Annotated in this window: 12 protein-coding genes and 1 pseudogene; 3 read left to right on the forward strand and 10 right to left on the reverse strand. The window is 63.7% G+C overall.

The features are described from left to right. The 3 genes from Q7T45_RS25930 to Q7T45_RS25940 form a co-directional block, all read left to right on the forward strand. Positions 1-1,084 (forward strand): sn-glycerol-3-phosphate import ATP-binding protein UgpC (locus Q7T45_RS25930; RefSeq protein WP_304874748.1); only part of this gene is annotated, 1,084 nt, incomplete at its 5' end. Between the two features lie 171 nt (positions 1,085-1,255). Then, complete coding sequence (locus tag Q7T45_RS25935) at positions 1,256-1,681, forward strand: Hsp20 family protein (protein WP_304741791.1); 426 nt, start codon at positions 1,256-1,258, stop codon at positions 1,679-1,681. A gap of 50 nt (positions 1,682-1,731) precedes the next feature. Then, the gene (locus Q7T45_RS25940) at positions 1,732-1,998 is read left to right on the forward strand and encodes a DUF1150 domain-containing protein (protein ID WP_304741789.1); all 267 of its coding nucleotides are present in this window, start codon (positions 1,732-1,734) and stop codon (positions 1,996-1,998) included. A gap of 158 nt (positions 1,999-2,156) precedes the next feature. Here the strand turns inward: Q7T45_RS25940 and Q7T45_RS25945 are convergent. The 10 genes and pseudogenes from Q7T45_RS25945 to Q7T45_RS25990 form a co-directional block, all read right to left on the reverse strand. Further along, a pseudogene (locus Q7T45_RS25945) lies at positions 2,157-2,447 on the reverse strand (DUF86 domain-containing protein); the annotation flags it as partial. Positions 2,448-2,502: 55 nt separating this feature from the next. After that, entirely contained in the window at positions 2,503-2,799 is a 297-nt protein-coding gene (locus Q7T45_RS25950) for a nucleotidyltransferase family protein (protein ID WP_304874751.1), read from the reverse strand. A 56-nt stretch (positions 2,800-2,855) separates the two neighbouring features. Next, positions 2,856-3,317, reverse strand: a complete 462-nt coding sequence (gene ptsN, locus Q7T45_RS25955; RefSeq protein WP_304741786.1) for a PTS IIA-like nitrogen regulatory protein PtsN — start codon at positions 3,315-3,317, stop codon at positions 2,856-2,858. A 302-nt stretch (positions 3,318-3,619) separates the two neighbouring features. Continuing rightward, complete coding sequence (gene hpf / locus Q7T45_RS25960) at positions 3,620-4,231, reverse strand: ribosome hibernation-promoting factor, HPF/YfiA family (protein ID WP_304874753.1); 612 nt, start codon at positions 4,229-4,231, stop codon at positions 3,620-3,622. A gap of 58 nt (positions 4,232-4,289) precedes the next feature. Beyond that, positions 4,290-5,963 carry an RNA polymerase factor sigma-54 gene (gene rpoN / locus Q7T45_RS25965; RefSeq protein WP_304874754.1) on the reverse strand — a complete coding sequence of 558 codons (1,674 nt, stop codon included), beginning with the start codon at positions 5,961-5,963 and terminating at the stop codon, positions 4,290-4,292. 130 nt (positions 5,964-6,093) lie between these two features. Beyond that, entirely contained in the window at positions 6,094-7,089 is a 996-nt protein-coding gene (gene lptB, locus Q7T45_RS25970; protein WP_304874756.1) for an LPS export ABC transporter ATP-binding protein, read from the reverse strand. 210 nt (positions 7,090-7,299) lie between these two features. Continuing rightward, positions 7,300-8,031, reverse strand: coding sequence for an LptA/OstA family protein (locus Q7T45_RS25975; RefSeq protein WP_370691362.1), 732 nt, complete (start codon positions 8,029-8,031; stop codon positions 7,300-7,302). Next, on the reverse strand, positions 8,028-8,792 hold the full coding sequence (lptC, locus tag Q7T45_RS25980; RefSeq protein WP_304874758.1) for an LPS export ABC transporter periplasmic protein LptC: 765 nt from the start codon (positions 8,790-8,792) through the stop codon (positions 8,028-8,030). Before lptC ends, Q7T45_RS25975 begins: the two co-directional genes overlap by 4 nt. Positions 8,793-8,915: 123 nt before the next feature. Continuing rightward, entirely contained in the window at positions 8,916-9,530 is a 615-nt protein-coding gene (locus Q7T45_RS25985) for a ribonuclease D (protein ID WP_304874759.1), read from the reverse strand. Positions 9,531-9,774: 244 nt separating this feature from the next. Then, entirely contained in the window at positions 9,775-10,434 is a 660-nt protein-coding gene (locus Q7T45_RS25990) for a hypothetical protein (RefSeq protein WP_304874760.1), read from the reverse strand. Positions 10,435-10,874: the final 440 nt, after the last annotated feature.

Below are 10,874 nucleotides of genomic sequence, written 5' to 3' on the forward strand. Positions count from 1 at the left end.
AGTTCTCCGCGACGTCCGCAAAACCTACGCCGGTGGCTTCGAGGCCATCAAGGGCATCGACTTCGAAGTCGGCGACGGCCAGTTCTGCGTGCTGGTCGGCCCCTCCGGCTGCGGCAAGTCCACGCTGCTGCGCATGGTCGCCGGCCTCGAAACCATCACGTCAGGCGACATCGATATCGGCGGACGCATCGTCAACCAGATCGAACCGGCCGACCGCGACATCGCCATGGTGTTCCAGAATTACGCGCTCTATCCGCATATGACCGTCTACAACAACATGGCCTACGGCCTGCGCAACCGGCGCATGCCGGAGCCCGAGATCGACACAAGGGTACAGGAAGCCGCCCGCATTCTCGAACTCGGCACCATGCTCGATCGCAAGCCGAAGCAGCTCTCCGGCGGCCAGCGCCAGCGCGTCGCGATGGGCCGCGCCATCGTGCGGCAGCCGAAGGTCTTCCTGTTCGACGAGCCCTTGTCGAACCTCGACGCCAAGCTGCGCATCGCCATGCGCGTCGAGATCCGCACATTGCAGAGGCGCCTGAAGACCACCTCGATCTACGTCACCCACGACCAGCTCGAGGCGATGACGCTGGCCGACATTCTCGTCGTCATGAACGGCGGCCGGGTCGAGCAGATCGGCAATCCGCTCGACATCTATCAGAAGCCCGCCACCACCTTCGTCGCTTCCTTCATCGGCGCGCCGCCGATGAATCTGATGCCGCTGCGATCGGACGAAATCAGGGCGCAATTCGCCGGCGACAGCCGCGCCGGCAGCGAGGCCGGTATCCTCGGGATCCGCCCCGAGGATTTTATCATTTCGAGCGAGACCATTGCCGGCGGCATCGCGCTCGACCTCACGGTGGAGGCGATCGAACGGGTCGGGGCCGAGACCTTCATTTACGGCACCCGTCAGCACGAAATTCAGGGCGTCGCCGCCAACCCCGGCGAACTGCCACCGGGCGAGGTGATCGTGCGGATCCCCGGCGCGGTCGCGCCCGCCATCGGCGAGCGAATCAAGGCGGTGGCCCCGCGCGAGAACCTGCATCTGTTCAGTGCCGACGGGCGGAAACGAATCGATCTGTAGGCCTCGATTTCCGCCATTTCGGGCATTTGTCGCGGTTCTTCAGGCGCTTGAACGCGCCGCAAATCATGCCCATATTGCTGAAGACCGGAGGGCAGATCCGCCACCCGGTCACCGTGGGGCGCCGCAAGGGCCCTGAAATGCCAAAGTCGCTTCGAGAGGGCTTTGTAAACTATGTCTCGTGTTCCCTCGTTATCCAGTCCGTTCCTGCTTGGCTTCGACGAAATCGAGCGTGCGCTCGATCGCGTGGTCAAGGGTGCCGACGGTTATCCTCCCTACAACATCGAGCGCTGCGACCGCAGCAATGGTGCGCCGGAATGCCTGCGAATCACGCTGGCCGTGGCGGGCTTCACGCGTGACCAACTCGATGTAACCATTGAGGAAAACCAGCTCGTCATCCGCGGCCGCCAGCAGGACGACAAGGTCCGGCAATACATCCATCGCGGCATCGCCGCGCGCCACTTCCAGCGCACCTTCGTGCTGGCGGAGGGGATGCAGGTGCTGGGCGCGGATTTGAAAAACGGGCTGTTGTCGATCGACCTCGCAAGGCCGGAACCTGAAAAGGTCGTTAAGACAATTGCTATCAATGAGCACGAATAATGGAACGAGTAGCGGACTCGACCGCTTAGTCTGACAGAGGAGTCGAGACCATGACTGATGCTGGTGTTGTGTTTGAAACCGAAACCGTCTCCACCGAGACGCTGGCCACCCTGGGCGAGGGCCATATCGCCTATGTGAAGCAGATCCGTTCCGAGGACGTACCGGGACTGTTTCCGCAGGCGCCGAAGATCGCGCCGGGCCTGAAACTGTTTGCGCTGCATGCCGCCGATGGCACGCCGATCATGCTGACCGACAGCCGCGAAGCCGCGATCGCCAATGCATGGAGCAACGAATTGCAGGCCGTCAGCGTTCACTGACGGAGCTCTGTCCTGAACGCGGCGCTTGCCAGTGTCACTGACGCAGCCGTTCGCGGCTGTGGAGACACATAAGAATTCGCGATACGCGGGCCTTGCCTCGATCATATCGGGCCAATGTCCGCGTATTTTGTTTTGAGATTGCGCCGCACTTGTTGGCGCTATTTCAGGGACGCCTGAAGCGCGAGCAGCGCCTCTTTGAGCGGCGGGAGATCGTCCTTGACGGCCCTCCAGATAATCGCGGCGTCAACGCGCTGATAGTCGTGCCGTAAGATGTTGCCTATGCCGGCGATATCCTGCCAGCGAACATCCTTGTGCTGTGCTTTCAGATCACGGCCGAGATGACGGCTGGCTTCGGAAATAACCTCAATGCCGCGCTCGACCGCCGAGCGCAGCAGCCACGAGCGCTCGTAGTCTCGCATCGTTTTTCCAGCGAGCGCCCTTTTCGATTCCTCGAATGCTTTCGAGCATGTCGTGGATACGCAGCAAAGGCGAGCGTGTGGCCATCTAGAAAACCCGCGTCGCCTCGGCCTCGACTTTTTTGCGTATCAGCGGATGCAGACCCTTGCGGGTGGTGAGATCAACCTCGACACCGAGACTCTTCTCGAGCAATCGCTTGGCCGCCACCAGATCCAGGGCATTGAATCGCCCGCGCGGATCATAATCGATAAAAATATCCACATCGCTTTTGGCACTGGCCTTGTTACGAGCGGTTGAGCCAAACAAGTAAAGCGAAGTCGCGCCCAGCGCCTTGATGGCGCCAGCCTGATTCCGCAGTTTCCTGAGTGTTTCGGCTTTGGTCATAAGATGATCATAGCACAGCTTGTGCAAGACCCGGCAAAGGCGCCCCGCGGATCGCCCTACGCCGCGCTCGCCGGCGGCAGCGCAAGCACCGAATAGATCGCCTGGGCGTCGCGCGAGGCGCGCAGCTTCTTGGCGACGTCCTGATCGCGCAGCAGCCGGGCGATGCGCGCCAGCGCCTTCAGATGATCGGCGCCGGCGCCTTCCGGCGCCAGCAACAGGAAAATCAGATCGACCGGCTGGCCGTCCATCGATTCGAAGTCGATCGGGCGTTCGAGGCGGGCGAACAGGCCGAACAGCTTTTCCAGCTTGGGCAGCTTGCCGTGCGGGATGGCGACGCCATAGCCGACGGCGGTGGTGCCGAGCTTTTCCCGCTGCAGCAGAACCTCGAACACCGCGCGTTCGTTCTGCCCGGTCAGGCTGGCCGCCCGCGCCGCCAGTTCCTGCAGCGCCTGCTTCTTGCTGTTGACCTTCAACGCCGGGAGGATCGCCTCGGGTGCGACCAGATCGGTAATCATCATGGAGCGTTCCGAGGTGAATTAAGCCGTCAGGTTGCGAAATAGGGTTCAGAGGGGTGACGTCAAGAACGTGGGATCGCGGTAGCAGGCCTACACCCGGCTGCCCATCAGGGCTTCTACGGGCCTTCTCCTACTCCAACGCAGGACCGGTGCCAACACCCGGGGGAGTTGTCCCGGGTCTCCTTGAAGTCTCCTGCTCCCTTGAGAGCGGGGGACCACAGGGAGGCTCCCTATAGGGAGGCTCCCCGGGGGCGTCAATGCCGGTCATGGCCGGTTTTTTGCCCGGTTTCCTGCCGGTTTCCTGGCTATCCCCCTGACGGGAGCACCGGGGGATCGATCCAGCCGACATTGCCGTCCGGCCGGCGGTAAATGATGTTCACCCGCCCGCTGGAGCCATGCTGGAAAACCAGGCAGGCGGCGCCGGTCAGGTCCAGTTCCATCACCGCCTCGCTGACCGAAAACCGCTTCAGCGACGTGGTCGCCTCGGCGATGATGACCGGGCTGTAGCCGGTCTCGTCGTGCTCGTCGTCGCCGGCCGGCGCCTCGATCACATAGCTCGGGACGCTGAAGGTCGGTGCGGTCAGCTCAGCCATCGCCACCGCTTCGGCATGCGACTTTCGCGCCGAGCGATCCTTGAGCCGGCTCTTGTAGCGGCGCAGGCGCTTTTCGATCATCAGCAGCGCCTGGTCGGCGCTGGCATAGGCGTCGGCGGCATTGGAATCGGCTTCCAGCGTGATTCCCGAATCCAGATGCAGCGAGCAGTCGGTGCGGAAACCGAAACCGTCCTTGCTCAGCGTGATGTGGCCGGAATAGTTGCCGTCGAAGTACTTGCGCAGGACTTCATCGGTGCGCTCGCTGACGCGCCCGCGCAGGGCGTCGCCGACGTTGATGCTTTTTCCCGAGATCCGGAGAGTCATTTGATGCCTCGATTGGTCTGGACGGAACCGACACTATCCCGATTTGGCGGGGACGCAATCAGGCCGGGGCGGTGTCCCGGGATCGGTCGGTGGATGCGGCGGGCGCCGAAAGGGCATTACCGAGCATGCTCTGCTTGTCGCGGCGGCGTTGCACCGAGGAAGGGATTCGCATCGCCTCGCGGTACTTCGCAACCGTGCGACGGGCGATATCAATGCCGGAGACGCGCAATCGTTCCACGATGGTGTCGTCGGACAGGATCACGGCCGGGTCCTCCGCGTCGATCAGCTGCTTGATGTGATGCCGGACGGCCTCGGCCGAATGGGCGTCGCCGCCGTCGGCCGACGCGATCGAGGCGGTGAAGAAATACTTCAATTCGAAACTGCCGCGATTGGTCGCCATGTATTTGTTGGCGGTGACCCGCGACACCGTCGATTCATGCATCTGAATCGCGTCCGCCACCGCTTTCAGATTGAGCGGCCGCAAATGCGCGACGCCGTGGGTGAAGAAGCCGTCCTGCTGGCGCACGATCTCGGTCGCGACCTTCAGGATGGTGCGGGCGCGCTGGTCGAGCGCGCGCACCAGCCAGGTGGCGTTCTGCAGGCAATCGGAGAAATACGACTTGTCGCCGTCCTTGCGGATGTTCTTCGACAGCTCGGTGTAATAGATCTGGTTGACCAGCACGCGCGGCAACGTGTCGCTGTTGAGCTCGACGTGCCAGCCGCCATCGGGGCCCGGCCGCACATAGACATCCGGCACCATGGTCTGGGTCCGGGCCGAGCCGAATTTCAGGCCGGGTTTGGGGTTGAGCCGGCGAATTTCACCGATCATGTCGGTGATATCCTCATCATCGACGCCGCACAGTTTGCGCAAGCTGGCGATATCGCGTTTGGCCAGCAGGTCGAGATGCTCGACCAGCGCCCGCATCGCGGGGTCGTAGCGGTTGAGCTCGCGCAGCTGGATCGCCAGGCACTCGCTGAGGGAACGGGCGCAAACGCCGGGCGGATCGAATTTCTGCAGCACCGCGAGCACCGCCTCGACGTCCGCCTGCGACGCCCCCAGCCGTTCGGCGGCCTGGCCCAGATCCGGCGGCAGATAACCGGCTTCGTCGACCAGATCGATCAGATATTGCCCGATCATGCGCTGCGCCGGCGCGGTAAAGGCCACCGCCAGCTGTTCGGCGAGATGGCTGCCGAGCGTCTCCTCGGCGGCGACGAAGGCTTCGAGATTGTAACTGTCGTCGTTGGAAGCGCCGCCGCCCCATTCGGTATAGGCGGTCGGCGCCGCGTCCTGCGCGGTGCGCGCAGCGGCCTCGGCCGGCTCCTCGGTAAACACGTTGTCGAGCGGGGTATCGAGGGTCTGCTCGATCTCGGAGCGGCTGCCGAGATCGCGGTTCATCCAGTCTTCCTGCGGCGCCTCGAAACCCTCGCCGGCGGCCCCGCCGGCCATGTCGGAACCCTCGCCGCCGCTCTCGTCGCCGTAGGCGGAGGCCTGCTCGTCATGCCCGGAATCCTGGCCGGAATATTCGCCCCGCTCGGCGACCGGTTCGCCCGCCACCGGCGGCTCGGTGCCCTCGCTGGCGCGCTCCAGCAGCGGATTGCGCTCCAGTTCCTCTTCCACGAAGGCCGAAAGGTCGAGATTGGACAGCTGCAGCAGCTTGATCGCCTGCATCAGCTGCGGCGTCATCACCAGCGATTGGGACTGACGGAACTCTAATCTCTGCGACAGCGCCATGACGGAAAGAACCGATCCACGAAAAGTTGGTCCGATTCTTGCTTAAACTAGTCCAAAGCCGATGTACACGGCTTGACGGACGGGAAAAAAGGACTAGAGGCGGAATCCCCGGCCAAGGTTAAGTTCAAGCTTAGAGCCTGAATTCCTCGCCCAGATAGAGCCGCCGCACATCCGGATTGGCGACGATTTCTTCCGGACTGCCCTCGGTCAGGATCTCGCCGGCATAGACGATGTAGGCGCGGTCGGTCAGCCCGAGCGTTTCCCGCACATTGTGGTCGGTGATCAGGACGCCGATGCCGCGATTGGTGAGGTGGCGGACCAGGTCCTGAATGTCGCCCACCGCGATCGGATCGATGCCGGCGAACGGTTCATCGAGCAGCATGTAATTCGGCCGGGTCGCCAGCGCGCGTGCGATCTCGACGCGGCGGCGTTCGCCGCCGGACAGCGCAATCGACGGGCTTTTGCGCAGCCGCGTGATGTTGAACTCATCGAGCAGCGAGTCGAGTTCCTTCTCGCGTTTCTTCTTCGAGGGCTCCACGACCTCGAGCACAGCGCGGATATTCTGCTCCACGGTGAGACCGCGGAAGATCGACGCTTCCTGCGGCAGGTAGCCGATTCCGAGCCGGGCGCGCTGGTACATCGGCAGCTTGGTGACGTCGTGTCCATCGAGTTCGATGGCGCCGCGATCGGCCTTGATCAGGCCGGTGATCATGTAGAACACCGTGGTCTTGCCGGCGCCGTTCGGCCCGAGCAAACCGACCGCCTCGCCGCGCCGCACATAGATGCTGACGCCGCGCACGACCTGCCGGGTGCCAAAACTCTTTTCCACGCTATGCACAGCCAGGTAGCCGGCCCGCTTGGTCAGCCGGGGCGCGGTCGCGCCATTGACCCTGGATTTTGGCGGACGCGGCTTTTCCGCTGGCGCGGGAGCGCTCGGTCGCGGCAGCACGACATCATGGGCAACGGGAATCGCCTCGCGGGCCATCGGCGGCGCATCACGCACCGGACTGGTCAGCATGTCGCCAATGGTATCGCCGAGCGCGGTGATGTCCTCACGCGAGCGCGCAAATCCGGGCGGACCGCGCTTGGCCGGCCGTCGACGGAACATGCTGAGTAAATCCACCATCCCCCGCTTCGCTCAAGCCTTTCACGGTGTCCCGCGACCCGCCGCCGGCCCATCGATTGGCCGCGGCAACATGAATGAACGGATGTCCCTTGCCCGAAAGAAACACCCTCGATCTCAGGCTCGGATCGCGCCGCCAGCCGCCCGGTAGATACAGCCTTGCCCCGCGAGCTTCAACCTCGCCACCGGCACATATCGTACAAGTGATTGATGTTATTTTGGTTTATTTGAGGGACTGGGCGACGGTGCGGGTGTCGAACCCGGCATCCCCGGGATTGCAGGAGCGCCGCCGCCGCCGGAGGATATGAACAGGCCCTGCACCCGGCCTGAGTCGGATTCGACGCGCGAGACCCCGGTTGCCATGTCCACCATCAGCCGGTCGCCGCGCAGCACGTTCTTGCCCTGGGTCAGCACGATGCCGCCGAGCATGGTGATCATGTTGGCCTTGGTATCGAACACCGCTGTTTCCCCGGTCACCACCTGGTCCTTCTGGGTCACCACCACGTTGCCCTTGGCCTCGAGCCTTCGGATCGACGAGCTGCCGCCGGGCCCGGGGGTCGCAGCCTGCATCGGCGCCGATTTGGCCGCTTTCGCATTGGCGCCCTTGGCGTTGGCGGCAGGTGCGGCGGGTGTCGACCCTCCATCGTAGAACACCACCAGGCTCTTCGACGTCATGGTGGTGTCGCCCTGGATCACCTTCACATTGCCGGCAAAGGTCGCTTCCTTTTTCTTGTCGCGCATCTCCAGCGAGGCGGCTTCGATCTGGATCGGCTGGTCGCGATTCTGCGAAAATCCCTGCATGGCGTTGGGGACGCCTGACATCGCGCTTTGCGCTGATGCTTCGCCGGCGGCGAGCAGCGCCAGCGCACAGGCGGCCGTGCAGGCATAACGTGCTATCCGCATGGTCGAAGTGCTGCGCGGAGAAAACATCATCATCAAGATCATTTCGGGTTGGCGGACTTGCCGGACACCGATCGTGTCCTGGCAGATTGATTGGCAGGTTGATTGGCAGATGGCGCAGCGGAATCGGGCGGCGTCGCCGCCTCCTCCTCGGGAGCACCCAGATTGTCCAGGTTCAGCACGACATTGCCCTCGAACCGCACCACCTCGCCGCCTCCGGTTATCCGCAGCCGGTCGGCGCTCAGCGTGCCGTTGAGCAATTTGACGTCGACATGTTCTTCCGACGTCACCGTGCTCTTGCCGATATCGACCAACGCCTGCGACATCCGGGCTTCATAGCCCGAGGAGGACTGCAGGAAAATATCCTTGCGCAGGTCCAATAGCTGCGCCTTGGAGTCGAACAGCCCGCTGCGGGCATCGAGCGTGATCTGGGTGGTGCGGTCTTCCATCAATACCTTGGCGCGCAACGTCCTGAGGTCGACCTTGTCCGGATCGGTCAGGTCCTGGGTCGCGGTTTTGGCCCAGACCTCGTAGGGCCGCTGATCCGGCGTGTAGCCGGACATATGCGGCGCTTCCATCGTAATCTTGGTGCCGGAAACCACCAGGTTTCCAATGTCGACCGGCAGCTTCGGCAGCAGCATGCGGAACGGATTATAGACCGAGATGAAGACGATGACCGTCATCGCCAGGATCACGGCGGCCGGCACCGCGACGCGCAGCACCCGCACCATCCGGCTGTGGCGCGCCGCGATCCGAAAGCGGGCATCCATTCCGGCTTGATAGGGTGGGTTTTGAACCGAATTCACCGCTGCTCCAAAGCGCTGGGATCGCGGCCATACTACCCGGAATCGCCAGAATTTGCAGCCCGACACTCGCTAGCAGTGTGACCGAAACGGGGCGGAGCGCCGCGGCATAGCGCCTTAAGGCCCTCAGGAATGGGCGAAAATGTCCTCGGTGTCCCAGCCCTGCAGGTCGAGCCGGGCCCGCGAGGGGAGGAACCCGAAACAGGCCTGCGCCAGTTCCAGCCGTCCTTCACGCGCGAGCATGCCGTCGAGCCGGTCGCGCAGGCCATGCAGATGCAGCACGTCGGAGGCGGCGTAGGACAGCTGCGCCTCGCTCAGGCTCTGCGCGCCCCAGTCGCTGGACTGCTGCTGTTTCGACAGATCGACGTTGAGCACCTCACGCACCAGATCCTTGAGGCCGTGGCGGTCGGTATAGGTGCGGCAAAGCCGCGAGGCGATCTTGGTGCAGTACACCGGCTGCGGCATCACGCCGAAGGCGTTGTAGAGCGCGGCGAGATCGAACCGCGCGAAGTGGAAGATTTTTGTCACTTTCGGATTGCCCAGCAGCGCCTTCAGGTTCGGCGAATCGGTATGACCTTTCGGGATCTGCACCACGTCGGCGCTGCCGTCGCCGTTCGACAGTTGCACCACGCAGAGCCGGTCGCGGTGCGGATGCAGCCCCATGGTCTCGGTATCGATCGCCACCGAATCGGTATAGCGGGACAAATCGGGCAGGTCACCGCGATGCAGGCGGATGGTCATGATGCTGTAAAACCTCGTCGAATCGGTGCGGCCCAAACTAACGTTGAAATCGCCAACGAGGACAGCGATCGGCGGCGACAAGCACCTGTTTCGATCTCAAACTACTGAAAGGCAAGTGTTTTCGATGGTGTCGGCCGGCCGGCCGATACGGCGTCCGACTTTCCGGTGGCGATGCCTGGCCGGACCTGAGCAAAATATCGAAAACAACCCCATGCACAGTTACGGGCCGGGTTGCCGGCAAGCGCTACTCGCACTTCTGCAAAACGCCTGAAATCGCCTGATCCGAGCACATGATGCCGCCCCACTGGTAGCCGATGCGGCCGTGGAATTCGATCTTGAACCAGTCGTAGCCGTCCATCGTGCCGGCGCGCTCCAGCAGCGTAATGCCGCTCTTCTCGGTCAGGCTTGCCAGCTTCGGTGACGACATCGACGGCGCGCCGCGCATGATGCCGCCGAGCGACATGCCTGCCATCGGCAGCTTGCCTTCGCCGGAGGCGCGGCGGCCGGGATGGGTGTCGTTGGGATCGCAGCGGTCGGTCTGCGGCGCCTGATGGAAGCCGGGGCCGCAGGGATCCGCATTGCCGAGACCGGCGCGCCCGTCCTGCGCGGCGGCCTGCGGCCTGAAGCTGCATTTGGCCGATCCCCAGTCCGGAATTTCAACCGTGATCTGCGACTGGTCCGGCGAAATCTGCACCGCGTAATCGCCCTCGGAGAACCGCAGGGGATCGCCCGGGCTCTGCTTCAGCCGCATCGTGCCGCCCTCGATCGGACCGGCCTTGATCGCGTTAGGGGCGATCACCGTGAGCGTGATGGCGTTGCCTTTCGGGCATGAATAGGTGCGGGTCTGCGCATGGGCGGTCGCGGCGGAAGCGATCAACACCAGGATTGCCAAAAGTCTGGTCATCCGAATTCCCGTCACAACTGATCCCATCGCCTGGACCCAGGCGGTGCCGCGGCGCGAGTACTAATCACACCGCGGCATCGAACGATTTGCCGTCACACACACTGCCCGGCGGGGTTCAGCTTTTTCGGCGGCGCGCAGCCCGGCGGGGGCGTTACCGGCCTCGGCGGGGGCGGCGGCGGCGGCCGCACGCAATTCGGGAATGTGCCCGTCGTACCTGCGGGACAGACCTGAGGTGGCGGCCGCACGCAGTTCGGGAATGTGCCCGTCGTACCTGCGGGACAGACCTGAGGTGGCGGCCGCACGCAGTTCGGGAACGTGCCCGTTGTACCCGCGGGACAGGCCTTAGGTGGCGGCCGCACGCAGTTCGGGAACGTGCCCGTCGTACCCGCGGGACAGGCCTGAGGTGGCGGCCGCACGCAGTTCGGGAACGTGCCCGTCGT

Origin of the sequence: Bradyrhizobium sp. (assembly GCF_030646015.1) — a bacterium.
In the GTDB taxonomy this organism is placed as follows: domain Bacteria; phylum Pseudomonadota; class Alphaproteobacteria; order Rhizobiales; family Xanthobacteraceae; genus Bradyrhizobium.